This is a genomic window from Halopiger thermotolerans (assembly GCF_054654555.1).
Window position 1 is genome coordinate 2,089,299 of record NZ_BAAIEU010000004.1, and the last position, 22,959, is coordinate 2,112,257.

Annotated in this window: 22 protein-coding genes; 12 read left to right on the forward strand and 10 right to left on the reverse strand. The window is 68.7% G+C overall.

Annotation, left to right across the window (positions count from 1 at the left end):
• Positions 1–20: 20 nt before the first annotated feature.
• The 5 genes from ACYQ26_RS18190 to ACYQ26_RS18210 all read right to left on the reverse strand — a co-directional run bounded on the left by ACYQ26_RS18190 (position 21) and on the right by ACYQ26_RS18210 (position 5,526).
• The gene (locus ACYQ26_RS18190) at positions 21–1,529 is read right to left on the reverse strand and encodes a M48 family metalloprotease (protein WP_459810299.1); all 1,509 of its coding nucleotides are present in this window, start codon (positions 1,527–1,529) and stop codon (positions 21–23) included.
• Between the two features lie 159 nt (positions 1,530–1,688).
• Positions 1,689–2,933, reverse strand: a complete 1,245-nt coding sequence (locus ACYQ26_RS18195) for a M48 family metallopeptidase (RefSeq protein WP_459810763.1) — start codon at positions 2,931–2,933, stop codon at positions 1,689–1,691.
• A gap of 166 nt (positions 2,934–3,099) precedes the next feature.
• Complete coding sequence (locus ACYQ26_RS18200) at positions 3,100–4,380, reverse strand: amidohydrolase (RefSeq protein ID WP_459810300.1); 1,281 nt, start codon at positions 4,378–4,380, stop codon at positions 3,100–3,102.
• A gap of 103 nt (positions 4,381–4,483) precedes the next feature.
• Entirely contained in the window at positions 4,484–5,044 is a 561-nt protein-coding gene (locus tag ACYQ26_RS18205; RefSeq protein WP_459810301.1) for a DUF302 domain-containing protein, read from the reverse strand.
• Positions 5,045–5,190: 146 nt separating this feature from the next.
• On the reverse strand, positions 5,191–5,526 hold the full coding sequence (locus ACYQ26_RS18210; protein WP_459810302.1) for a 30S ribosomal protein S10: 336 nt from the start codon (positions 5,524–5,526) through the stop codon (positions 5,191–5,193).
• A gap of 182 nt (positions 5,527–5,708) precedes the next feature.
• On the opposite strand from ACYQ26_RS18210, the gene ACYQ26_RS18215 reads away from it, so the two are divergent.
• The 3 genes from ACYQ26_RS18215 to ACYQ26_RS18225 all read left to right on the forward strand — a co-directional run bounded on the left by ACYQ26_RS18215 (position 5,709) and on the right by ACYQ26_RS18225 (position 8,004).
• Positions 5,709–6,137 (forward strand): bis(5'-nucleosyl)-tetraphosphatase, encoded by a 429-nt coding sequence (locus tag ACYQ26_RS18215; RefSeq protein ID WP_459810303.1) that lies wholly within the window; start codon positions 5,709–5,711, stop codon positions 6,135–6,137.
• A 192-nt stretch (positions 6,138–6,329) separates the two neighbouring features.
• Positions 6,330–7,439: a DUF5787 family protein gene (locus tag ACYQ26_RS18220; RefSeq protein ID WP_459810304.1), complete on the forward strand. Its 1,110-nt coding sequence runs from the start codon at positions 6,330–6,332 to the stop codon at positions 7,437–7,439.
• Between the two features lie 100 nt (positions 7,440–7,539).
• The gene (locus ACYQ26_RS18225) at positions 7,540–8,004 is read left to right on the forward strand and encodes a nucleoside deaminase (protein ID WP_459810305.1); all 465 of its coding nucleotides are present in this window, start codon (positions 7,540–7,542) and stop codon (positions 8,002–8,004) included.
• A gap of 61 nt (positions 8,005–8,065) precedes the next feature.
• Here the strand turns inward: ACYQ26_RS18225 and ACYQ26_RS18230 are convergent, their stop codons facing one another.
• Positions 8,066–8,473 (reverse strand): Zn-ribbon domain-containing OB-fold protein, encoded by a 408-nt coding sequence (locus tag ACYQ26_RS18230; RefSeq protein WP_459810306.1) that lies wholly within the window; start codon positions 8,471–8,473, stop codon positions 8,066–8,068.
• A 55-nt stretch (positions 8,474–8,528) separates the two neighbouring features.
• Positions 8,529–9,695, reverse strand: coding sequence for a thiolase C-terminal domain-containing protein (locus tag ACYQ26_RS18235; RefSeq protein ID WP_459810307.1), 1,167 nt, complete (start codon positions 9,693–9,695; stop codon positions 8,529–8,531).
• A 144-nt stretch (positions 9,696–9,839) separates the two neighbouring features.
• On the opposite strand from ACYQ26_RS18235, the gene ACYQ26_RS18240 reads away from it, so the two are divergent.
• The 3 genes from ACYQ26_RS18240 (at position 9,840) to ACYQ26_RS18250 (ending at position 13,005) form a co-directional block, all read left to right on the forward strand.
• The gene (locus ACYQ26_RS18240) at positions 9,840–10,922 is read left to right on the forward strand and encodes a M42 family metallopeptidase (protein WP_459810308.1); all 1,083 of its coding nucleotides are present in this window, start codon (positions 9,840–9,842) and stop codon (positions 10,920–10,922) included.
• A gap of 119 nt (positions 10,923–11,041) precedes the next feature.
• Complete coding sequence (locus ACYQ26_RS18245) at positions 11,042–11,299, forward strand: hypothetical protein (protein WP_459810309.1); 258 nt, start codon at positions 11,042–11,044, stop codon at positions 11,297–11,299.
• 80 nt (positions 11,300–11,379) lie between these two features.
• A complete protein-coding gene (locus ACYQ26_RS18250; protein ID WP_459810310.1) occupies positions 11,380–13,005 on the forward strand; it encodes an SLC13 family permease in 1,626 nt (541 codons plus the stop codon).
• A gap of 81 nt (positions 13,006–13,086) precedes the next feature.
• Here the strand turns inward: ACYQ26_RS18250 and trkA are convergent, their stop codons facing one another.
• The 3 genes from trkA to ACYQ26_RS18265 form a co-directional block, all read right to left on the reverse strand.
• Positions 13,087–14,424, reverse strand: a complete 1,338-nt coding sequence (gene trkA, locus ACYQ26_RS18255) for a Trk system potassium transporter TrkA (protein WP_459810311.1) — start codon at positions 14,422–14,424, stop codon at positions 13,087–13,089.
• Positions 14,425–14,510: 86 nt separating this feature from the next.
• Positions 14,511–15,050, reverse strand: coding sequence for an SRPBCC family protein (locus tag ACYQ26_RS18260; RefSeq protein WP_459810312.1), 540 nt, complete (start codon positions 15,048–15,050; stop codon positions 14,511–14,513).
• A gap of 85 nt (positions 15,051–15,135) precedes the next feature.
• Positions 15,136–16,428, reverse strand: a complete 1,293-nt coding sequence (locus ACYQ26_RS18265; protein WP_459810313.1) for a M48 family metalloprotease — start codon at positions 16,426–16,428, stop codon at positions 15,136–15,138.
• A gap of 151 nt (positions 16,429–16,579) precedes the next feature.
• On the opposite strand from ACYQ26_RS18265, the gene ACYQ26_RS18270 reads away from it, so the two are divergent.
• The 6 genes from ACYQ26_RS18270 (at position 16,580) to hpt (ending at position 22,767) form a co-directional block, all read left to right on the forward strand.
• Positions 16,580–17,317 (forward strand): NAD(P)/FAD-dependent oxidoreductase, encoded by a 738-nt coding sequence (locus ACYQ26_RS18270; RefSeq protein ID WP_459810314.1) that lies wholly within the window; start codon positions 16,580–16,582, stop codon positions 17,315–17,317.
• Positions 17,318–17,475: 158 nt separating this feature from the next.
• A complete protein-coding gene (locus ACYQ26_RS18275) occupies positions 17,476–19,611 on the forward strand; it encodes an IucA/IucC family protein (RefSeq protein WP_459810315.1) in 2,136 nt (711 codons plus the stop codon).
• Positions 19,612–19,715: 104 nt separating this feature from the next.
• Positions 19,716–19,997, forward strand: a complete 282-nt coding sequence (locus tag ACYQ26_RS18280) for a hypothetical protein (RefSeq protein ID WP_459810316.1) — start codon at positions 19,716–19,718, stop codon at positions 19,995–19,997.
• An 89-nt stretch (positions 19,998–20,086) separates the two neighbouring features.
• Positions 20,087–21,274 carry a bifunctional phosphopantothenoylcysteine decarboxylase/phosphopantothenate--cysteine ligase CoaBC gene (gene coaBC, locus ACYQ26_RS18285; RefSeq protein ID WP_459810317.1) on the forward strand — a complete coding sequence of 396 codons (1,188 nt, stop codon included), beginning with the start codon at positions 20,087–20,089 and terminating at the stop codon, positions 21,272–21,274.
• A gap of 137 nt (positions 21,275–21,411) precedes the next feature.
• Positions 21,412–22,038 carry a DUF7344 domain-containing protein gene (locus tag ACYQ26_RS18290; RefSeq protein WP_459810318.1) on the forward strand — a complete coding sequence of 209 codons (627 nt, stop codon included), beginning with the start codon at positions 21,412–21,414 and terminating at the stop codon, positions 22,036–22,038.
• Between the two features lie 159 nt (positions 22,039–22,197).
• Positions 22,198–22,767, forward strand: a complete 570-nt coding sequence (gene hpt / locus ACYQ26_RS18295; protein WP_459810319.1) for a hypoxanthine/guanine phosphoribosyltransferase — start codon at positions 22,198–22,200, stop codon at positions 22,765–22,767.
• The last annotated feature ends 192 nt before the right edge of the window (positions 22,768–22,959 follow it).

The window sequence follows — 22,959 nt, forward strand, 5'->3', positions numbered from 1 at the left end:
CGGTTTGTGGAACGGCGAAATTACGCTCGAGTACGAAGTCGCTCGATCCGCTTTTCGGTCGGCGGATGGGTACCGAAGATCCGCCGGTTGACGAACCGCCGCGTCCGGTCGAAAAAGCGGTGCTCCTCCCACGGTGGCGGCACGATCGAGAACGCCGCCGTCGACCGCGACTCTCGAAGGTCGCTCGAGGGGCGGCGCTCGAGTTCGGCGTCGAGTTTCTCGAGGGCGCTGGCCAGCGCTGCGGGATCGCCGGTGATCGCGACGGCGCCGTCGTCGGCCGCGTACTCCCGAGTGCTCGAGACGACAGCGATGCACCACCGGCTTACCGCGTACGCGACCGCGGCCGGTATCGCGACGACCGGATTGATGACGTGCCGAACGATCGCCGCGTTGGCGTTAGCGCCGGGCACGGCGAGAAACGTCATTACGGCCGCATCGCGGTTGATCACGTGGGCGAGTTCGTGGGCGAGCACGGCCTCGAGTTCGCGATCCTCGAGTTCCTCAAGGAGACCCCGCGAGACGACGATCGTCGACGTCGCAGGGCGGTAGCCGGCGGTGACGGCCGTCGGGGTTGCGCTCGAGCCGACCCGAACCTCCGGCGCGGGGACGGCGACCTGTGCAGCGAGTCGATCGACGATCCGTTGGAGCGACTGCCGCTCTCTGTCCTCGCGTTCGGCTTCGGACGTGCGTTCCGAGTCAGACCCTGTCGTTTGGGTTCCGTCGAATCCGACGGTGTGCTCGAGATTCCGGAGCACCGCGGTATCGCCCGTCACCTCCGACCGAGCGGTCGCGCCGACCTGTGCGCCGACGAGACAGAAGCTTCCGGCGGCAGCGAGTGCGGGCAGGTGGTAAAAGCGTGGGATGGCCGTGGCACCGGTGTACACGGCCCCGAGCGCGGCGACTGTCGCCGTCACCGCGAGCAGATACTCCCGCAGTCCCGCAGTGTGGTGGAACTCCTCGAGCACGCGTCGCATCTCGGTCTGAATCCCGACCGTGTCGCTATCGTCTCCGTCGTCACTGTCGAGATGGGCCGAGAAATCGACCGACCGATCCTCGGCATCCGTGTTCGACCAGCTATCGGCCATGAAAAACAGGCCGCTGACGTATCCGCCGGCGACGAGCACCCCGCAGAGCAACACGGCGGCCTCGACCGAGTACGAGAGAATCTCGACGACCGTGTAGCCGACGGCGGCCAGGGACGAGAGGACGACCACGACGTACGCTCCCGTAACGGCGTTGACGGCGGTCTCGGAGTGATCGTCCGCTCCCATCGCACGGGCAGCACACCCGAGCGCGAACACCAGCCCGGCGTAGACGACCGTCGTACCGACGAGTGCGAGCGGCGGGTTCTCGAGGACGACGGTCGCCGCGAGGTACGGAACGATCAGGAGCGCCGCCGAGGCGACCGCGAGCAGTGCCGCCTCGAGCGCGACGAGCACGAGTAGCGCGAGTAGCAGCAGGGCGACCGCAAACGCCATCCGGCACCAGAGCGCGATCCGAACGCGGTTCAGTTGGCGTTGCAGCGCCACGGTGAATCACCTCGAAACGACGTCTCGGCGAACCTGCGGTCGCGTCGATCAGCGTTGGGCAAGTAGTGTGGCTCAGGTAGACCCATCTCTCGTTTCGACCGTCGGATAGGTTCCGCGAGTTACAGTAAAACCCATCGGTAGCCGGTCGTTCTCGAGCGCTCAGTCGACGTCGCCGATCGCGTTTCTGAGCCGGTCGATCCGCTTTTCGGTCGGCGGGTGAGTGCCGAAGATCGTTCGAGCGATGAACCGCCGTATACGATCGAAAAAGCGGTGCTCGTCCCACGGCGGCGGCACAATTGAGAACGCCGCCGTCGAGCGGTGACCCCGAAGGTCGCTCGTGGGACGATCCTCGAGGTCGGCGTCGAGCGTCTCGAGGGCGCTCGCAAGCGCTGCTGGATCGCCGGTGAGCGCGACGGCGCCGCGGTCGGCGACGTACTCGCGGTAGCGGGCAGCGACCGCGACGGCCCACCGGTTGAGCGCCGCGACGAACAGGCCGATGAAAATGAGGAAGGGATGGCGGATCGGGGACTGCGGGTCGGCCTCTTCGCGGTTGCGACTCTCGGCCGCCTCGAGCATCGCGTCGATTTTCACGGCCGGCATCGAGAGCAGGGTCAGGATCGCCGCATCGCGGTTGACGACGTGAGAGATTTCGTGGGCGAGGACGGCATCGAGTTCGCGGTCCTCGAGCGTCTCGACGAGGCCCCGCGAGACGACGATCGTCGAGGCGTCGGAGCGGAGCCCAGCCGTCGCCGCGATGGGCTGTTGCGCGCAGCCGAGTCGGACCGTCGGTGCCGGGATGTCGACCTGCCTCGCGAGTCGATCAACCCGCGATTGCAACTCGTCGACGGAGGCGATCTCGGCGGCGGAAGTCCGTTCCCGCTCCTGTTCCAAGCCGTCAGTCGAACCGACGGTCTCGGCATCCGCCTCGAGTTGTCGTTGGACGGTCCCGCCGCGTTTCAGTTCGTCGTAGATGGTCCGTCCCGTGTGGTACACCGCGAAAACTACGCCGATAACGACGGCACCGACGAGGACGATCGAAAGCGGTCGCGGGGTCGCGTCGTGTGCGACGACGGCGAGACCCACGTACCAGGCGACCAGTCCCGCGGCCGCACCGGCGAACTGACGCGGGGAGGCACCGGCCGCGGGCCGGGCCGCGGTGCGGGCGACCGATTCGACGGCGTCGGCCATCCCGTTGTGTGTGATTCGGCCGACGACCAGCGGAGCAGGAATTACGCGCCGGTAGATCCCTGCGACGACGACCCAAACACCGTAGAACAGCAAGAATGCGGTTATCATCGGCGGTACGACGGTGAGAAAGATGATCACCATCGCTCCCACTGCGAGTACCTCGAGCGGGAGCAAGATCGCGATGCCGAAACAGGCGATCACCGTGGCGACCGCCATTCGAATCCAGAGGCCGATCCAGAGACGCGTCGATCGGTTCACGACGACGGCACCTCGAGCGCGAGCGGGTGCAGTGACACGGATCGGTCGACTACCGAGACGGAGGGATGCACTGTCTAGTCTCCGTACTGGTAGGATTTTCAAGAAGATTTTGGGTCGGACGCGGCTATCGACCGCGACCGATCCGCTCGATCGCACCCGCGAGCGTGTCGATCCCGTGCTGGATGCTGTCCTCGTCGACGTCGAACGTCGCGGTGTGGTGGCCGCCGGGGTGGTCGGTGCCGACGCCGACGTAGCAGGCCGTGCCGCCGTTGTCCTGGACCGCCTGCATCAGATACGTGGCGTCCTCGCTGCCGCCGAGTTCGTCGCGCTCGAGGACGCTGTCCACACCGTCAACGCCACTGGCGACATCTTCGACGATCGAGACGAGCTCTTGATCGCTGGTCGCGCTCGGCGCTTCGGCGCCGATCTCGATTGCCACCTCGCACTCGTGCATTTCGGCGGCCGACCGGAGGACGCGCCGGCTCTCGTCGGTCATGTAATCCATCAGGTCGGTCGTCTCGCCGCGGACCTCGGTAACGATCCGGGCCGACTCGGGGATGACGTTCGAGGCGCTGCCGCCCTCGACGACGCCGGCGTTGACCCGGGTCTTCCCGTCGTTGTGCCGCGGAATCCCGTAGAGGTTCTGGACGGCCGTGGCCATCGCCTGGACGGCGTTGCGCCCCTGCTCGGGGTGGCCGCCGGCATGAGCCGGTTCGCCCGAGAACTCGGCCTCGAGGTGCCGAACCGCGAGGAAGCCATCGATGCCGGCGACGATCTCGCCGGTCGGATGATCGAGCCCGATGTGCAAGGCGAGCAGGGCGTCGACGTCCTCGATGTGCTCGCTTTCGGCCATCGACTTCGCGCCGCCGATGACCTCCTCGGCGGGCTGGAAGAACACCTTCAGCGTGCCCGAAAAGCCGTCGCTCTCGGCGATCTGGTCGAGGACGCCGACGCCGATCGTCGCGTGGGCGTCGTGGCCGCAGGCGTGCATCGCGCCCTCGTGCTCCGAGCGGAAGCCCTCGGCGGCGGGGACGTGCTCGGGGTCGTCGGACTCCGCCCGCGGGAGCCCGTCGATGTCGACCCGCAGGCCGACGGTCGGCCCCTCGCCGCGCTCTAAGACAGCGACGGCGCCGGTGTAGCCCCCCTCGAGTCGCTCGAGGATCTCCTCGTCGGCGTCGGTCTCGAGGGCTCGCTGGTAGGCGTGGGTGAGTTCGGCGTCGTCGGGAACCGCCAGCCGCTGGTCCGTTTCGATGGCGTCGGGCCCGACGTGGAGTTCGGCGAGGTCGTCGCCCAGCCGGGACTCGAGTTCCTCGACGATGCGTGCGGTGGTGTAGAACTCGCGCCAGGCCGGTTCCGGTCTGCGGTGCAGGTCGCGACGCAGCGAGACGAGGTCGTCCGCGGTCATACCTCGACCTCATCGGGGAGCGTAAAAAGTACTCTACCTTTGACGGCGCCCGCAGCCGTCGATTCGATCGGCGGAGGCGATTCTCGTCCGGTCGGGCGACCGGCTACTCGCCTCGAGCGACGGCGAGGGCGAGGCCCTCGAGTGCGTCGGCGATGGTCGCGATCCGATTACGCAGTTCCTCGCCCTCGAGTCCGTGGCGGTGCGCGAGGTACTGTGGGTCGTTGTAGGTCACGTAGACGTCGCCGTCGGCCGCCCAGACGAGCAATTTCTGCGGGAGGTCGATCGCAATCGAACGCTGTGCCTGCATCAACGGCGTCCCGACGGCGGGGTTGCCGAAGAGAAAGAGCGTCGTCGGCGGGAGCGATTCGTCGACTGACGCGGCGTTCGCCGCGTGATCGACGGTCGTCACGAGCGTCAGATCGCGCTCCTCGAGAGCCGGTTCGACCCGGGCGACGGTCGTCTCGAAATCGGCATCGCTTTCGTGCGTTACCAGTCCGGCCTCGTCGTAGTCGCTCGGACAGTCAGAATCTCCCTTCCTCGTTCCTGTCGTTGATTCGTCGCCAGCGACGGCCGCCGTCGAACCGACGGTACCGAGCGCCGTTCCCGCACCGAGCAACTGGACGAACCGTCGCCGTGCAGTGGTCGCAGGTCGATCGTTCGACATGGATGACGACCGGCGAGACGGCGACCTCGACCGTAGTTATGCGGCTGATTTGACGCGCTAACGGACCGTTAGCCGACGAAACGATGACTGGAGCAATTGGTGCGGCAGAATCGGGGCCGTGACCGAACGACTCCGATAGACTGTGGTTAGTTCGTTCGCCCGGTCCCGCGGAGCTGTTCGACCTCGACCTCGACGTGGATCGAGTCGGGGAACTCCCGCGCGGCGACGTCGCGGGCGAACTGGTCGTGGCCGTGGATCTCGAGTTCGCGGGTGAAGACGGTGTAGGTCCACGAGGAGAATCGCCGATCGTCGTCCGCGTGAAGTCGGCACCGCTGGGGGACCGACAGCTTCTCCGGCGGGTGCGAGTGGGGCCCCTTCAGTGCGGCGCCCTTCCGTTCGGCGGTGGCTTTGATGTCGTCGACGATGCCCTCGAGGGCGGCGCGATCGCCGCTCTGGAGCGTGAGCCGGGTGACGAAGGTCATGGATACGACATCGTCAACGGCCGGCGCGTAAAAGCTTGCTGAGATCGGGTGGGAGGGGCTGTCCGAGCCGATTCGACGGTTCAGTGACGTGATTCAGGAAGCCGACGAAACCGCGAGCCGAACAGTGTACGCTGGACGAACAGTCCGATATTCTCTTAACGTCGTACGTATTAGTCCAGTTAATGGCAGTCGAAGCTACGAGCGCAGGCGCGATCCTCTTCCGCGACACGCGGGGCCGGCGCGAGTATCTTCTACTCAAGAGCCGCCCGGGCGACTGGGAGTTTCCGAAGGGCGGTGTCGAAGGAGATGAAGAGCTACAACAGACGGCGATCCGCGAAGTAAAGGAAGAGGCAGGTATCGAAGATTTCCGGCTCCTCGACGGCTTTCGCGAGGACTACGACTACGTGTTCGAGGCGAACGGCAAGACCATCCACAAGACCGTTCACCTCTTCATCGCGAAGTCGTTCGAGGCCAGCGCGGAACTCTCAAATGAGCATCGCGACCTGCAGTGGCGCGATTACGAACAGGCTGTAAACACCGTCACTCAGGACGGTCCGCGCGAGATCTTAGAGCAGGCCCACGAGTTCCTCGACGAGCGCGAGGAGGAGTAACTACTGCGCTCGCCGCCCATCGACTCGTCGGCACGCGTCGCAGCGTCGGACGCGAGCGGAACCGAGGGCCTGCGCTGGGCCGTTACGGTGATCTATCGGTTTCTCTGCTCACCCGCCCCCTGACGAGCCGACGGCTCGAGCGTGACGGTCGACCGAGCAGCATTTCGCGTCGCGAGCCGAAGTGCCGCCGACGTGGATCGCGCGACGGAATCCGAGTTCGAGTTCGAGCTGCGAACCTGTCGGTGGGCCGAGCGAGCGTGGCCGCCGGATAGCAACGGTGACGGTGACGGCGACGGTACGGGCGACCGCCACCCGACCGCGATCGTCGCCCGCCAGCTCGGCACCAAGCGCCGCTGCTGGGACACCATCGTCATCGAGTGCGACCCCGACGCCCTCGAGCGACGCGCGAACTTCGGTCAGAAGCGACTCGACGGCGACCTCCTGCACGTCGTCCGGAACGCGCCCGCGGAGTGGACCTACTACCGCGACGCGCTCCCGCATCCCGGCTACCCGTGGCGCTACGTCCGCGAGGCGATCCACCGGGCCGACGATCGCGGCATCCTCGAGACCCGCAAGGACGGCAACCGCATCCAGATCCGGCGCAGGTGGCCCTACCCCGACTGGGTCGAGCGCATCGTCGCGATCGAGAACAAACCGGATCTGGACGCCAGCGCCGCGCGGACGCTGGGCCCGCAACTCGAGTACGACGTCGCGATGGCGCTGGCGGACGAGGTCTGGGTCGCCACCCGGCAGACGGGCGAGCGCGTCGAGCCCGTCCTCCTCGAGGATCTGCCCGTCGAGGCGGGCGTGCTGGCGCTCGAGCCCGATAGCCTCACGGCCGCGGTCGCGTGGTACCCGCGGAGCCTCGCGGTGGACGAACCGGGGACGCGCATCCTCGAGCGGCCGGACGACGGCGACCGCGGGGGGTCGGCGGCGCGGTTCGAGTACGTCGATCCGTCGGAGAAGGCGGAGATGCGCCAACGCATCGCCGAACGGGCGTACGAGCGGGGCTGGCGGTCGTTCGTCGACACGATGCGGCCCGACTGTCGGCACTTCGAACTGCGCGCCGAGGGACCGGCAGCCGGCGCACAACTGCTCCCCTACTGTACCGCGAAAGGGGGCTGTCAAACCGCCGCGGAGTGCGCCGGCTCGTGTCCCGACTTTCAGCCGGAACCGCCCGCATGGCGGACGAAGGGGTGGCCGATCGAGGGCGGCCCCGGCAAGCGACTCAAGCGGTTGCTCGCGGCGCGGCGCCGTCGGCGGCGACCGGAACTGGACGGCGACGCGTCGGAGTCGAAGTAGCCGTCGACGACGGCCGAAACGCGCCCTCGAGTACGGCCGATCGCCGCTCGAGCGCGGTGCGCAGCGCCGGCTACTAACTGCTGGCGGTGGAAGGACCCGTATGAGCACGGACACGGACGCGGACGCTGAGTACGTCAGGGAAGCGATCGAGCTCGCGCGCGAGGCGGTTGCCGACGGGAACACCCCGTACGGATCGCTGCTCGTCGTGGGCGATACCGTCGTCAAGCGCTCGCGGAACACCACGGTGACCGAGGACGACATCACCGCCCACCCCGAGCTCAAGCTCGCGCGCTGGGCGGCCCGCGAACTCGACGCCGCCGACCGCGAGGACTGCACCATGTACACCAGCACCGAACCGTGCGAGATGTGCGCGACCGCGATCCACTACGCCGGGTTGGATCGGGTCGTCTACAGCGTCTCCGGGAGGTCAGTGGCGAACGTACGGGGGAACGAAAAGAGCGGAATCCCCTGCGAGGAGGTGATCGACCGCAAGGGCGGGTCGACGACGGTCGACGGACCGGTTCTCGAGACCGAGGGGAAACGCGTCCACGAGGAGTTCTACTGAGCGGGGCTACGGCCACCGAACCGCGAGGTTCGCTCCGGCGCGTCTCTCGGCGATCTAGCCGTCAGACGGGCCGAAACGACACCACGCGCTCGCCCGTCGTCTCCGAGACCGTCACCGCGACTTCGACCTCGAGTCCCCGCTCGACCGCCTCGGGATCGACTCCGGCGACCTGGCCGGTCAGCCGGACCGGCCCGAAGTCGGCGATGGCCGTCGCGTACGGCGCGTCGTCCTCGAACGAGGGCGTCGCCACGTGCGTGACCGTGTAGGTCTCGATCTCGCCGGTGTCGGGCAGCGGGCGCTCCTCGAGGGCCGTCGAGCCGCACTCCGGGCAGACCCGCCGCGGCGGGAGGGAGCCGTGGCCGTCGGCGCACTCGAGGTAGTAGGCGTTGCCGTCTTCGGCGGCGTCAAGCCAGTCGTCGAAGCCGGCGTCGCGGACGCCCGAGGTCTCGAGTTCGGATTCGTCGCTCATGCGACCACCTCCGGAGCAAAACTCCGGCGTCGTTGCAATCGTTCGCAGTGCTCACTCATGCAACCACCTCCAAAACGTGGACGGTCGCGCTCGCAACCGTGCCGCCCGCGTTGTGCGCGACGCCGGTCGTCGCGTCTGCGACGTACTCGCTGTTCGGATGAGTCCCCTCGAGCAGTGTCGTAATCTCGGCGATCTGGGAGGCGCCGGTCGCGCCGACCGGGTGGCCCTTCGCCTTCAGGCCGCCCGAGAGGTTGACCGGCGTCTCGCCGTCGGCGGTCGTCCGGCCGTCGCGGGCCGCCGAGATCCCCTCGCCGACTCCCTCGAGGTCCAGCGCCTCGAGGGCGAGCACCTCGGCGATCGTGAAGCAGTCGTGGACCTCCGCGAGGTCGACGTCGCCCGCGTCGACGCCGGCGTCGGCGTAGGCTTCGTCGCCGGCCTCGCGCGCCGCGGGCGAGCGCGCGAGGTACTCGCGGTCGTGCAGCGCCATCCGGTCGCCGCCCTGGCCGGTGCCGGTGATCGCGACCGGCGCCTCGAGGTCGCGTTCCGCGGCGTACTCCTCGCTGGTGAGCACGAGCGCGGCCGCGCCGTCGGAGATCGGACACGAGTCGTACAGGCCCAGCGGCGCGGAAACCGGCGGGGCCTCGAGCACGTCCGAGACGTCGATCGCGCTCTGGTACTGGGCTTTCTCGTTGTTCAGGGCGTTCTCGTGGTTCTTGACTGCGACGTGTGCAAGGTCCTCGTGGTCGCCGCCGTACCGGTCGAAGTACGCCTGCGCCATCAGCGCGTAAGCGCCGGGGAAGGTCATGCCGGCCCGGACTTCCCAGAGGTCGTCGGCGGCGATGGCCAGCGCCTCGGTCGCGCCGGCGGTCCCGAGGTTGGTCATCCGCTCGGCGCCGCCGACGAGGAGGACGTCGTTCTCGCCGTTGCGGATCCGCATCACCGCGTCGCGGACCGCCGCGCCGCTCGAGGCGCAGGCCGCTTCGTACCGGGTCGCGGGCGCGGCGACGCCCGCGGCCTCGGCCATCAGCGGTCCCTGGTGGCCCTGGTGTTCGGACAGTTCGCCCATGAAGTTGCCGTAGAGCACGGCCTCGACGTCCGAGGGTGGGACGCCGCTGTCTTCGAAGGCCGCGGCGCTCGCTTCGCCGAAGAGGTCCCGACTCGTCCGCTCGGGGGCGTTGCCGAACGGCGTGATGCCGGTCCCTGCAACACGTACGGTAGACATACACATCCGTAGCGTGCGGACGCGTTAATACTCGGCGGTCAGTGTCAGAGAGTGCCACAGCGTCACGTCGAATCGCCGCCCGCCGGTCGGCGGGCGAACGACCGCTTTCCGCGATTTTATTTTCCCCGTGCCGAACGGTCCACTATGGCATCCGTTCCCTTCGACGTCGAACTCCTGACCGAACTGACCGAGACGAGCGGCGTCCCCGGCTACGAGGACCGCGTCCGCGAGCTCGTGGTCGAGGAACTCGAGGCCACCGTCGACCGCGTGCGAACCGATGCGATGGGCAACGTCGTCGGGACGCTCGAGGGCGATAGCGACTCGGACTACTCCGTCGCAGTGGCGGCACACATGGATGAAATCGGCTTCATGGTCCGCCACGTGCGGGGCAGCGAGGACGGCCCCGGCTTCGTCGAACTCGAGGCGCTGGGCGGCTGGGACGCCCGGGTACTCAAGGCCCAGCGCGTGACGATCCACACGGCGGACGGCGACCTACCGGGCGTCATCGGCTCGCCGCCGCCCCACACCTTAGACGAGAAAGAGCGCGAGAAGACCCCCGAAGTCGAGGACGCCTTCGTCGACGTCGGCCTCCCCTACGAGGAGCTCGAGGAGCGAGTTTCGCCCGGCGACCTCGTGACGATGGACCAGACGACCGAACTGATGGGCGAGACGATCACCGGCAAGGCCCTGGACGACCGGGTCTGTCTGTTCGCGATGCTCGAGGCGGCCCGCCGGCTGGCCGACGGCGACCGCCCCGAGGCGACGATCCACTTCTGCGCGACGGTCCAGGAGGAGGTCGGCCTCCGGGGCGCGAAGGCGCTGGGCGTCGACGTCGACCCGGACCTCGCGATCGCGCTGGACGTCACCGTCGCCAACGACGTCCCCGGCTTCGAGGACGGCGAGCACGTCACCGATCTGGGCGACGGCGCGGCGATCAAGCTCAAGGACGGCAGCGTCATCACGAGCCCGAAGGTCCACCGCCGGCTGAAGGCCGTCGCCGAGGACGAGGGGATCGACTACCAGCTCGAGATCCTGCCCGCGGGCGGCACCGACACGGCCGGCTTCCAGAACGTCGCGGGCGCGAAGCCCGTCGGCGCCATCTCGATCCCGACGCGGTACCTCCACACCGTCACCGAAACGGCCCACGTCGACGACGTCGCGGCGACGATCGATCTACTCGAGGCGTTCCTCGCGAGCGAGGACGGCGGCCGCGAGTACACGTACTGAGCGCCGTCGTTCGTCGCCGTTGCCGCCGCCGGTCGCTTCGCTCCGCTCCGAATCGGCGACGGTCGCTCGAGACGAACGATTTCAATAAATCCTTTTGATACTCCCGCGACCCACCGGGCATGGGCTGTTCCGACGTCCCGGATTCGGGTCCGGATCCGGATGACATCTCGCCGCTCGCCTGGCGGTTGCTCAGGGTGGCGGCCGGCTACGACCAGCGGGCGGTCGAACGGGAGATCGACGACCTCATGCAGGCGCACGTCTCGATGCTCGAGAGCGGCAACCGGTCGCTCTCTCGGGACCGGCGGCGGACCTTGCTCGAACTCTACGGCGCGGAACTGACCGGCGAACAGGTCGCGGCGATCGTCCGCCACTTTTGACGCGTTTCGGATGCGGTGCGTGCAGTGTGACTCCTCATGGCAAGATTTAAGAACAATAATGAGGATTGTCGCATGTATCAATGATACACGGTCGCATGAGCCAGTCTCGCGCGCGAATTGTCAAATTCCTCGTGGCAGTCATCGGAACGATCGCGATCGCCGCCGCGCCGTCGCCGGCCGGCCTCTCGGTGGCGGGACAGTACGCGATCGCGACGATGTTCTTCGCGGGCTTCCTCTGGGTGACCGGCACGCTACCGCTGGCGGTCACCGCGCTGACGATTCCCGTGTTGCTGACCGGGACCGGCGTCTACGACAGCATGGACACCGCACTTTCGGGGTTCGCCGATCACATCATCTTTCTGTTTCTGGCGGGCTTCATGCTCGCGAACGGCATCCAGAAGTACGACATCGATCGGCGGATCGCGCTGTACACCATCGCGACGATGGGCAGTTCGCCGCGGCGGCTGATCCTCGCGGTCATGCTCGTGACCGCCGCGCTGTCGATGTGGGTTTCGAACACCGCGACGGCCGCGATGATGACCCCCATCGCGGTCGGCGTCCTGACGCAGGTGCTCGACCGAAACGATCTCGCGTCGGCCGACGAGCAGGCCGCCGGCTCCCCGGCGACCGAGACGGTCGCCGACGGCGGGACCGCCGAAGCGGCGACGGCGGCCGAGTTCACGAACATTCAGGTTTCGATGCTGCTGGGGACCGCCTACGCCGCGAGCGTCGGCGGCGTCGGGACGATCATCGGCACGCCGCCGAACGCGATCCTCGTGGGCCAGCTCAACGCCATCCTGGACTACGAGATCGGGTTCACCGACTGGTTCCTCGTGGGCTTCCCGGTCGTCGTCGTGACGCTCCCGCTGGTCTGGTTCATCCTGACCTACGTGCTGTACCCGCCCGAGATCCCGGACGTCGCCGAGGCCCGCGGCAGCGCTCGAGAACAGCTCGCGGAACTCGGCGAACTCGATCCGCGCGGTAAGCGCGTGGCGCTGATCTTCGCCGCGACGGCCGGCCTCTGGATCCTCGGCGGCCTCGGCGACTTCTTCGAGCCGTACCTCTCGAGCGTCTGGATGACGTCGCTGTTCGGCGGCGACGGGATGACGGTCTTCGGCCTCGAGGGCCACCAGGGGCTGCTCTACTACGTGATGGTCGGCGTCGCCGCGGTGCCGGCGCTCGTGCTGGCCGACACGATGGAGTGGGAGGAACTGGTCGACATCGACTGGGGTACCCTGCTGCTGTTCGGCGGCGGCATCTCGCTGGCCAACGCCCTCGCCGACACGGGCGCGACCGAGTGGATCGCCGAGACCGTCTTCGGCGGCCTCGTCGGCGCGCCCATCGTCCTCGTCATCGGGGCGGTCGTGCTGCTGGTGATCTTCCTGACCGAGATGACGTCGAACTCCGCGACGACGAGCATCATCGTGCCCGTCCTCATCAGCCTGGGGAGCGTCTTCTCGGCGACGCTCGGGCTCACCGATTTCGCCACGGCGCTGTTCCTCTCCGTCGCCGGCGCGATCGCCGCGAGCTTCGCGTTCGCGCTCCCGGTCGCGACCCCGCCCAACGCCATCGTGTTCGGCAGCGGCTACGTCGAACAGCGCGACATGCTCCGGGCCGGTCTCGTCCTAAACGTCGTCATGACCGCGGTGCTGACCGGAATCATCTGGTTCCTGTTCACCTTCGTCTGGCCCCACACTCTGTGGTGAGCCGTCTCGAGCGGCCCGCCGACCGCGCGGAGTCGACGCTCGTCGCGCTGCCCGCGACGACGCGTTGACTCAAGTCCGGCGCTACAGGGCCGCCGCGACCTCGTCGAGCACGCGCGTATCGACGAAGACGACCACGTGATCGCCCCGCTCGAGCACGGTATCGCCTCGCGGCGTGATCAACCGCCCGTCGCGGGTGATCGCCCCGACGACGACGCCGTCGGGCAACTCCCGCATCACGTCGCTGATCCGATTCTCGAGCAGCAGGCTGTCCTCGTCGATCTCGATCTCCAGCACCTCCGCGCGGTCCGACTCGAGCATCGCGACGTTTTCCGTCCTGAACTGGCGGGTGAACCGGGTGATCTCCTCGGCGGTAACCGAGCGGGGGTTGATCGCGACGTCGATCCCGACGGTCTCGAAGAGGTCGACGTACTCGGCCGCTTCGACGACGGCGATCGTCCGTTCGACCCCGACTCGATCCGCGAGCAGGGAGACGAGCAGGTTCTTCTCGTCGCTGCCGAGCGCGGCGACGACGACGTCGGCGTCGCCGACGTGTTCGCGGATCAGGAAGTCGGCGTCGGTCGCGTCGCTCTCGAGCACGACGGTGTTGGGCAGCCGTTCGGCCAGTTCGCGGGCCCGCTGGCGGTCGCGCTCGACCAGCCGCGGTTCGAATCCCTCGTCCTCGAACAGCCGCGCCGCCTGGTAACCGATCTCGCTGCCGCCGATGACGACGACTTCGTCCGCGTCCGCGAGCATCGGCACGGGCGTCACCGCGCCGGCGAACTCGCGGACGCTCTCCGCGGACCCGATGACGACGACGGCGTCCCCGGGTCTGATGACCGTCTCGCCCTGCGGGATGACGACCTCGTCCTCGCGGAAGATCGCCGCGAACGTGAGCGACTCGAAGCGGTCGGCCTCGGAGACGGTCTCGCCCGCGACGGGACTGTCGGCGGCGATATCGAACTCGGCCATGCGGACGAGCCCGCCGGCGAAGGTGTCGACGTCCGCCGCGCCCGGCAGGCCGGCGATGGTGACGATCTCCTCGGCCGCGAGCAGGTCGGTCGAGACCATGAAGTCGACGCTGAACGCGCTCCGGGAGCGCTCCCACGTCCGCAGCAGGTTCGTCCGCCTGACGCGGGCGATCGTGAACGTGTCGGTGACGGCCTTCGCCGCGCCGCAGATGACGATGTTCGTCTCGTCGCCGTCGGTGCTCGCGATAACCAGATCCGCGCGCTCGATGCCCGCCTCCTCGAGGACCTCGATCGAGGTGCCGTCGCCCTCGATCGCCAGCACGTCGTGGGCGTAGGTCACCGCCTCGACGCGCTCCTCGTCGCGGTCGATCACGACCACCTCGTGTTCGGGCGCGAGGCTCTCGGCGATGCTCGAGCCGACCTCGCCGGCGCCGACGACGATCACGCGCACGACCGCTCACCCGGAACGGCAGCCATGCCCGGCGGTTCACGGGCGACGTGTAAGTGGATTTCCCCGGCGACGACGCGGGCGGCCGCTCAGGGCATCTCGTGAATCGTCAACTCGGCGTCGCGGGGCTGCGACCGGCCTTCGATGTCCGCGACCAGCCGTTCGACGACGGTCTCGGCCTCGTCGAGCAGCCGCGGCTGGACCTTCTTGACGACCCAGTCCAGGGAGACGAACCGGGGGAGCGAGATCGCGTCCTCGTTCGCGGAGTGCGGGTCGTAGACCGCCTCGAAGTAGATCCGACTCGCGGTCTCGGCGTCCGTGGCCGCGTCGGCGGGGAGCGCTTCGGGGGCCGGTTCGACGCGCCACTCCCCGCGCGCGTCGATGTCGTTGAGCAGCCGCCACTCGAGGGAGTGGGGCTCGGAGATGTCGGTCACCTTCGAGCGGGCGGTGTAGCTGAGCTTCCACCAGGCGAGTCGCAGGTCGTAGACGGAGCCGACGCCGCCGTCGCCGTGTACCGTGACCTCCTTCAGGTGGTCCGTATACCGCGGATAGTCGGTAAAGGATCGCACGTACGGAAATACCTCCTCGGGCGGACGGTAGGCGACGGTACTGAGGAGAATTCGGTCCACGCCGGGCCGTACGAGCGGTTCGAAAGTAAGGATTGCTATCGTCTTCAGGGCGCCGAACCGGTCCGCCCGGCGTTCGGCGACCGGTTCAGTCGCCGGTCGTCGATCGGGCGTCCGCGTCGGTATCGCGGTCGACGTCGGTGTCGGAATCGGCGTCGAAATCCGAGTCGCCGCCATGCCCGTCGGCGACGTCCGCGTCCCGAACCGCCTCGATCCGATCCGCGATCGGTGGGTGATGCGTCGCGAGCGCGTAGAGCAACCCCGCCTCGCGCGTCGCGTCGTTGGCCGACGCGAGCACCTCGAGCGCGTCGGCGGTCGCCGCCCGGCCGACCCGGCGGGCGGCGTAGGCGTCGGCGCGAAACTCTTGCCGGTACGCGAGGCCGCCGAGCAGGCCGACGTGGTACAGCGCGTACAGTCCCATGAACGGCAGGAAAAAGCCGAGGAAGCCGAACCGCTCCTCGAGTGCACCGATCCCGATGGCGTCGGCGCCGGCGATCCAGACGCCGAAGACGGCCACCGTCAGGAGGCCGCGCTGCCAGAGGTGGCGGCCGGCGACGTGGCCGAACTCGTGGGCGAGGATCGCTGCCAGTTCGTCGTCGTCGCACGCCGAGAGGAGGTAATCGGTGAGGAAGACGTACCGGAACCCGGGGATCGTCCCGGCCACGAGGGCGTTTGCGGTCTTGGTCGACTCGCCCTCGAGCAGGTAGATTCCGCGCGGCCGGTAGTCCAGTTCCGAACAGAGCCGTTCGACGCGCTCGCGGTCCGCCCCCTCGAGCGGCACCCGGTCCTGAAAGAGCGCGATCAGGTACGGCGAGAGGCCGTAGCTGGCTGCGACGATCGCGCCGAACGCGGCCAGGAGAACGGGAAGCGACGATCCGACGGTCGAGATGACCGCGAGGAGGCCGCCGATCGAGATCGCGACCGTGACGCAGACGATCGCCAGGGCCGCGAGAACGCCCTTCGCGACCTTCCACGGCGAGGCCTCGATCTCCCGCAGCGAGCGGACCGTGGGGTACGTTCCCAGCGCCATCGAAACGAGCGGCACGGCGACGAGTCCGAACGAGAGGAGCATGATCGCCGCGAACTCGAGGACGCCGACGCCGAACAGTCGCGGCCCGGGCGGGAGAACGGCGGTCGTTCGGTCGATCACCTCGAGCAGGTGGAGACCGACGATGGCGACGATCGGAAGGACGAACCCGGCGCCCTGCTGGACGCGCTGGAGTCGGTGGAGGCGGTCTTCGAGCGGAGCGTCGGTCGCCGCCACCCGGCGGGCGTACGCGCGGAAGGCGACGAAGGGGCCGACGGCGAGCGCGAGGACGAACGCGACGGTCGCGAACATCGGTCGAACGGTCACCGTCGCGGCCCAAATTTCTGTTGTCACGATCACATGAACGTCGACGAAGGGCCGAAAATCCGACCGGTCGTGGACGGACGCGGCGGGCGGACCGCGGAACCGACGGTACCGACCGCACGGTCGCGGTACACCGGCTCGGACGGCAACCTTCTATAGCGGCGCCCCACAACGACGCGCCATGCGAGACGTCTGCATCGTCGGCGGCGGCGTCGCCGGCACGGCCGCATCGATCTTCACCGCCCGCGCGGGACTGGACACGCTCGTCGTAGACGGCGGCGAGTCCATCCTCGCGCGCAACGCCAGCCTCGAGAACTACCCCGGCTTCCCGAACGGCGTCGACGCGCGCCGGTATCTCGAACTGACCCGCGAGCAGGCGCGCAACGCCGGCGCCGAGTTCGAACTCGGGCGGGTCACGCGAGCCGAACCGGTCGACGAATCGGACCTCGAGCAGGGGTTCGTCCTCGAGACCGAGGGCGGCGAACCGATCGAAGCGCGGCGCGTGATCGCGGCCTCGTGGTCCGACAGCGAGTACCTCGTCCCCCTCGACGTGGGCCGAATGCAGCGCGGGAGCAAGCACTTCGTCTCGGTCGACGAGGCCGGACGGACCGCCGTCGACGGCGTCTACGCGGCGGGCCGACTCGCCGACGAACCCCACCAGGCGATCGTCGCGGCGGGCCACGGCGCGAAGGTCGGCCTCGCCGTGATCCACGATTCGGACGCCAACTTCTACCACGACTGGGTCGTCCCGGAGGGGTACTTCACCGGGCGCGGCCGCGACGTGCCGCCGGGCTGCGAGGAGATCGACGACGAGGAGCGGCGCGAGCGCGACGAGCAGGCCCGGGAACGACTGCTCGAGGCGTTCGCGGAACCGCTCGACGAGGAGCCGACGATGCATCCGAGCGTCGCGCAGGACTGAGGACGCAGCGCTCGCGAACGCGATTCGGCCGGTTCTCAGCGGTCAGCCGTCGATTCAGGTACCGGCCTCGCGTCGACGCCGTCCGGTCGTGGTTCCACGCGCTGACGGACACCCCCACGAGTTAACACGGCGCACGTTGGAGGGGAGCGACAGTTCCCATGTCCGGGCCATCCCGCGGGAGCCGCGACGCCGACTTCCTCCGGACGGCCGCCGAGCGGGCAGCGCTCGGCGCCGCCACCCGCTACGCTCGCGTCCGCGACCTCTCGAGTCCGGCCGAAGCCGCGTACCTCGAGGCGCTCCCCGCGGCGCGCCAGGAGATCCTCCACCGCTTCGTCCGGGGCGTGATTCGCGGCGAGCCGGCCGGCCTGTCCGCCGCGCTCGTCTCGCCCGAGCCGTCCGCCGTCCCGAATGAGCTGACGCCGCTGGACGCTCTCGAGCGGGCGCACCTGCGGTCGGTCGCCGAGTCGCCGTCGGCGTCGGCGCGTCGGCGCCTCGCGCTCGTCCCGTTTCCCGAATCCGAGAGCGCGCTGCTCGTCCCGGTCGCGGCGAGACACGGGTACGATCGGCTCCGCTTCGCCGGTCCGGTTCGGCGGTGGTCGAGGGGTGACGAACGCGGCGGGACCGCGGGATCGAGCGACGGCGACCCCGCCCTCGAGCGCCTCTCACATCCGGTCGATCTCGTCCCGCTGCTCGAGTGCGAGGGCGCGTTCAGCGACGCTGAACAGGCCGAACGGATTCGGGCTGAGGTGGCCGAGAGCGTCGCGAATCTCGCGCTCGCGCGACTCGCGGCGGCCGTCCACGAGCGTCGTGCGGCGGATCGGTCGGACGCTTCCAGGCCCCTCGAGGCGATTCCGACCGCGATTCCGGCCGCCACCGACGCCGCCGCGTTCGAGCGGCTCGTCACCGACGGCCACCCGTTCCATCCGAGCGGGAAGATCCGACGCGGGATGACCCCTGGCGAGGGGCTCGCGTACGCGCCCGAGTTCACCGATCGGATCGACCTCCGGTTCGTCGCCGTCGACCGGAAGTACGCCCTCGAGACGCGAGCGAGCGAATCGGACGACCGGCTGACCGAGCGGCTGTTCGCGACCTTCGACGGCCTCAGGGGCGCGCTCGAGCGCGCCGTCCCCGCGGAACGGTCCCCCGACGCGTACGCCGTCGTTCCCGTCCACCCGCTGCAGTACCACCGGACGATTCCGGACCGTTACGCCGATCGGCGGGCCGACGGTCGAGTCGTGCCGATCGACGACTACGCCCGGCCGGTAACGCCGCAACTCAACCTTCGGACGGTGGTGCCCCACGAAAGCGGGACCGAGCGATCCGCGGGCGACGACGGCGCCCGTCCGCACCTCAAACTCGCGATTCCCGTCCAGACGACGAACGTCGTCCGAACGCTGTCGCCCCACGCCGTCTCGAACGGGCCGCAGGTGACCGCCGTCGCGCGAACGATCACCCGGCGGGAATCGCTCGAGACCCTCGGGCTGCTCGCCGAACCCGCGGCGACGTGTTACCATCCGCCGAACGGCCCTCACCCGAGCGGCAAGGGGTACGACAACGCCAGGCACCTCTCCGGGCTGCTCCGGTCGCCGCCCGCCGGCCATCCGCTCGTTCCCGCCGACGGCACGCCGGTCGTCGCCTCGAGCCTCGTCGCCGACGCGCCGACGACGGGACGGCCGCTCGTCCGGGAGCTGATCGAGCAGTACGGATCGGCGACCGAGGTCGCGTCGACCGAAGACGCGGCGCTCTCGTTTCTCGAGCGGTACGCCGCGGTCGTCGTCCCCGAACAGCTCCGCCTGCTGTGCGCGTACGGCGTCGCCCTCGAGAGCCACCTCCAGAACAGTCTCGTCGTCTTCGACGGGGACGCGCGGCCGACGGCGACGCTGGTGCGCGACCTCGGCGGGATTCGCGTCCACCGGGGGCGGCTGGCCGAGCGCGGCCTCTCGATCGATCCGTACCCGGACTCGGATCTGGACGCCGACGGCGAGGCGGCGCTCCACCGGAAGCTGTACTACGCGCTCTTCCAGAACCACCTCGCGGAACTCGTCGCGACGATCGCTCACGCCCTCCCGGTCGACGAACGGGACTGCTGGGCCCTGATTCGCGAGGAGTGCGAGCGCGCGTTCGCGCGGCTCCGTGACGATCCGGCCGTACCGAACGCGCGGGTTCGCCGCGACGAGCGCGCGCTCTTCGCCGATCCCGCGACGCACAAGGCCCTGACCGCGATGCGACTGCAGGGGAAGCGCCACGAGTACGTCACCAGCGAGGTCTCGAACCCGCTGGCTCGAGACGACTGACGCCGATCGGTTTCCGAGCGGTGACGCCCGTCGAGTCGTACGGTCGTCGGATCGTCCCGCTCGCGACCGGAATATACACGGCGAGCCCGCTCGTTTCCGCCGGTATGACGAAGACCGTCGGCGACCTGCGCAACGAGATTCGAAAGGCCGTCGGACGATTCGAGCGTCCCGAATCGACCGCTTTCACGAAGGAGTCGCTCGCGGCTATCTGCGACGCCGTCGGGTACGATATCGACACGAGCGATCTCCCGTCGAAATCGCGGATGCGCGCCGGAATTCTGTGGACCATCGGCGTCCTCGAGGACGACGACCCCGGCGAAGCCGAGCGTCCCTTCCGGAAGTCCGAACTCGAGGCGATCGCGGCCGAACTCGGCGACGACGCGTAGCGTACTCGGGCACGAAACGCGTCTCAAGAGCCGATAGGACCGACGGCGGCTCGCTACCCTTAACACACCGCCGTGAGAACATCGTGCACATGCTCGAGGGAGTCAACGTCGCGCTCGGGGTGACGGGGTCTATCGCGGCCGTCAAGACGGTCGAACTGGCCCACGAGCTGCGACGGCAGGGCGCCGACGTGCGGGCCGTGATGACCGACAGCGCGCGGGGGATCGTCCACCCCTGGGCCGTCGAGTTCGCGACCGACGACGACGTGGTCACCGAGATCACCGGCAGCGTCGAGCACGTCGAACTCTGCGGCTCGGACGGCTGGGCTGACGTCTTTCTGATCGCGCCTGCGACGGCGAACACCGTCGGCAAGATCGCCGGCGCCGTCGACGACACGCCGGTCACGACCTGCGCGACGACCGCGCTCGGCGCGGGGACGCCGGTCGTCGTCGCGCCTGCGATGCACGAGCCGATGTACGACCACCCCGGCGTGCTCGAGGCCATCGAGACCGTCGAGTCGTGGGGCGTCGACTTCGTCGATCCGCGCGTCGAGGAGGGGAAGGCCAAGATCGCCACCGAGGAGGCGATCGTCTGCGAGGTCGCCCGGGCGGCCGGCGACCGACCGCTCGAGGGCGCACGCGTCGTCGTCACCGCGGGTGCGACCAGCGAATCGATCGATCCCGTCCGCGTGATCACGAACCGCTCCTCGGGGAAGATGGGCCGGGCCGTCGCGAAGGCCTGCTACGTCCGCGGCGCCGACGTGACGCTCGTCCAGGACGGCGCGGACGTCCCCTACGCCGACGTGCGCGAGGTCGAGAGCGCCGCGGAGATGCTCGCGGCGACCCGCGAGGCCTGCGCGGACGCCGACGCGCTGGTTTCGGCGGCCGCGATCGGCGACTACACCGTCGACGCTAGCGACGAGAAGATCCGCTCCGGGCAGGACGAACTGACCCTCGAACTCGAGCCGACGCCGAAGCTCATCGACGAGATCCGCGCGGCCCATCCGGACCTGCCGATCGTCGGCTTCAAGACCGAAACGTCGGGCGACGAGGCGGCGATGGTCGAGCAGGCCCGCCGGACCCTCTCGCGGGCCGACCTCGCGTTCGTCGTCGCCAACGACGCGAGCGTGATGGGCTCGGACCGGACGCGGGCGCTGCTGGTCCACGAGGGCGACGTCGCCCGGTACGAGGGATCGAAAGCCGGGCTCGGCGGCGAGATCGCCGCCTCGATCGCGGCGGTGCTGGGACGCGGCCCGGACCGGGAGCGGAGCCGCGAGTGAGCGCGCCCGGCGCGTCGGCGCCGACCGCCGGGAGACGGCGGGCAGGAGAATTATATAGGTGGCGTTCCACCGCCGAATTAACGGGGGGACGCCGACGTGGTGGGATTGGGACCGATCGGTAGCCGAGGTGATTCGTGGTGGGACAGAAGCAACGGACCGACGCACTCGAGACCGAGACCGAAATCGAAACCGAACCTGAGGCGGACGCCGACACCCCGACGCTCTCGAAGGGCGAAATCTTCGACCTCCTCCGGAATCAGCGGCGGCGCTACGTCCTCCACTTCCTGAAACAGGACGGCCGGCCCGTCGAACTCGGCGATCTCGCCCAGCAGGTCGCCGCCTGGGAGTACGAGACGACCCTCGACCGGGTCACCCCCGAGCAACGAAAGCGCGTCTACACGACGCTCCAGCAGACCCATCTCCCGAAAATGGACAAGGCCGACATCCTCGCGTTCGACTCGGATCGGGGCGTCATCGAGGCGACCGAGCGGACCCGGGACATCAGCGTCTACCTCGAGATCGTGCCCGGCCACGAGTTCGCCTGGCGGGAGCTGTACCTCTCGCTGGGGGCGATCAGTTGCGCACTGGTCGCCGCGCTCTGGCTCGAGATCTACCCGCTGACGCTGGTGTCGAACCTGGCGTGGGCGGGCGTGATCGCCGTCACGGTAACTGCGACCGCGGTCGCGCAGCTCTACTACGAGCGGAACATGCGACTCGGGGCGAGCGAGCAGCCGCCGGAGCTCAGTTACCGAGCCGACGACTGACCGCACCGTCGGGCTAGCGTGCGGCCGTCCTCGGCGTCGGCGGTTTCGACGGAACCGAAACGACGACCGAGCGCCGTCCTCGCGTCCGTGCTGACCGTTCGCATCCGACGCCCTCCGACGGATCGTCAACTTTTACTCCGCTACCGCCCGACCGACGACATGGATCAACTCAAACAGTCGCTCCTCGAGGCGCCGATCATCGAGAAGAACGGCTACCACTACTTCGTCCACCCGATCAGCGACGGCGTCCCGAAGCTCGATCCGACGCTTCTGCGGGAGATCGTCATCCGGATCATCCGGAAGGCCGAACTCGAGAACGTCGACCGGATCGTCACGCCCGCGGCGATGGGCATTCACATCTCGACGGCCGTCTCCCTGATGACCGACATTCCGCTGACCGTGATTCGGAAGCGCCAGTACGGCCTCGAGGACGAGGTCGCCATCTCCCAGCAGACCGGCTACTCGGAGAACGAGATGTACATCAACGACGTCCGCGAGGGCGAGCGCGTGCTCGTGCTCGACGACGTCCTCTCGACCGGCGGCACGCTCGCAGCGGTCCTCGACGCGCTCGACGAGATCGGCGCCGAGGTCATCGACACGGTCGCGGTCATCAAGAAGGTCGGCGGCGAGAACAAGGTCGACGACGCCGGCTACGACGTGAAGACGCTGATCAACGTCGACGTCGTCGACGGCGAGGTCGTGATCGTCGACGAGGACGGCGACGAGTAAGCGGTCATCGCGGCGACGCCGACAGCCCGAACTCGAGGGCCGTCCGCCGATACCACTGGCATTGCCGACTCGCATCTTTGTATCCGGCTCGATCGCAAACGGGGACGGCGGGCTGCGACGCCCCGTAACGATCATGAACGATCGGGACATAATTTCAACTTCGTTCTCTGTTTATTCTCGAAATATCGGCTA

Excerpts from the sequence above, each read along its gene's own strand:
- ACYQ26_RS18195 (WP_459810763.1), bottom strand. The coding sequence starts at position 2,933 with ATGGCGGTCGCCACGGTGATCGCCTGTTTCGGCATCGCGATCTTGCTC.
- ACYQ26_RS18200 (WP_459810300.1), bottom strand. The coding sequence starts at position 4,380 with ATGACCGCGGACGACCTCGTCTCGCTGCGTCGCGACCTGCACCGCAGA.
- ACYQ26_RS18205 (WP_459810301.1), bottom strand. The coding sequence starts at position 5,044 with ATGTCGAACGATCGACCTGCGACCACTGCACGGCGACGGTTCGTCCAG.
- ACYQ26_RS18210 (WP_459810302.1), bottom strand. The coding sequence starts at position 5,526 with ATGACCTTCGTCACCCGGCTCACGCTCCAGAGCGGCGATCGCGCCGCC.
- ACYQ26_RS18215 (WP_459810303.1), top strand. The coding sequence starts at position 5,709 with ATGGCAGTCGAAGCTACGAGCGCAGGCGCGATCCTCTTCCGCGACACG.
- ACYQ26_RS18225 (WP_459810305.1), top strand. The coding sequence starts at position 7,540 with ATGAGCACGGACACGGACGCGGACGCTGAGTACGTCAGGGAAGCGATC.
- ACYQ26_RS18230 (WP_459810306.1), bottom strand. The coding sequence starts at position 8,473 with ATGAGCGACGAATCCGAACTCGAGACCTCGGGCGTCCGCGACGCCGGC.
- ACYQ26_RS18235 (WP_459810307.1), bottom strand. The coding sequence starts at position 9,695 with ATGTCTACCGTACGTGTTGCAGGGACCGGCATCACGCCGTTCGGCAAC.
- ACYQ26_RS18240 (WP_459810308.1), top strand. The coding sequence starts at position 9,840 with ATGGCATCCGTTCCCTTCGACGTCGAACTCCTGACCGAACTGACCGAG.
- ACYQ26_RS18245 (WP_459810309.1), top strand. The coding sequence starts at position 11,042 with ATGGGCTGTTCCGACGTCCCGGATTCGGGTCCGGATCCGGATGACATC.
- ACYQ26_RS18250 (WP_459810310.1), top strand. The coding sequence starts at position 11,380 with ATGATACACGGTCGCATGAGCCAGTCTCGCGCGCGAATTGTCAAATTC.
- ACYQ26_RS18270 (WP_459810314.1), top strand. The coding sequence starts at position 16,580 with ATGCGAGACGTCTGCATCGTCGGCGGCGGCGTCGCCGGCACGGCCGCA.
- ACYQ26_RS18275 (WP_459810315.1), top strand. The coding sequence starts at position 17,476 with ATGTCCGGGCCATCCCGCGGGAGCCGCGACGCCGACTTCCTCCGGACG.
- ACYQ26_RS18280 (WP_459810316.1), top strand. The coding sequence starts at position 19,716 with ATGACGAAGACCGTCGGCGACCTGCGCAACGAGATTCGAAAGGCCGTC.
- coaBC (WP_459810317.1), top strand. The coding sequence starts at position 20,087 with ATGCTCGAGGGAGTCAACGTCGCGCTCGGGGTGACGGGGTCTATCGCG.
- hpt (WP_459810319.1), top strand. The coding sequence starts at position 22,198 with ATGGATCAACTCAAACAGTCGCTCCTCGAGGCGCCGATCATCGAGAAG.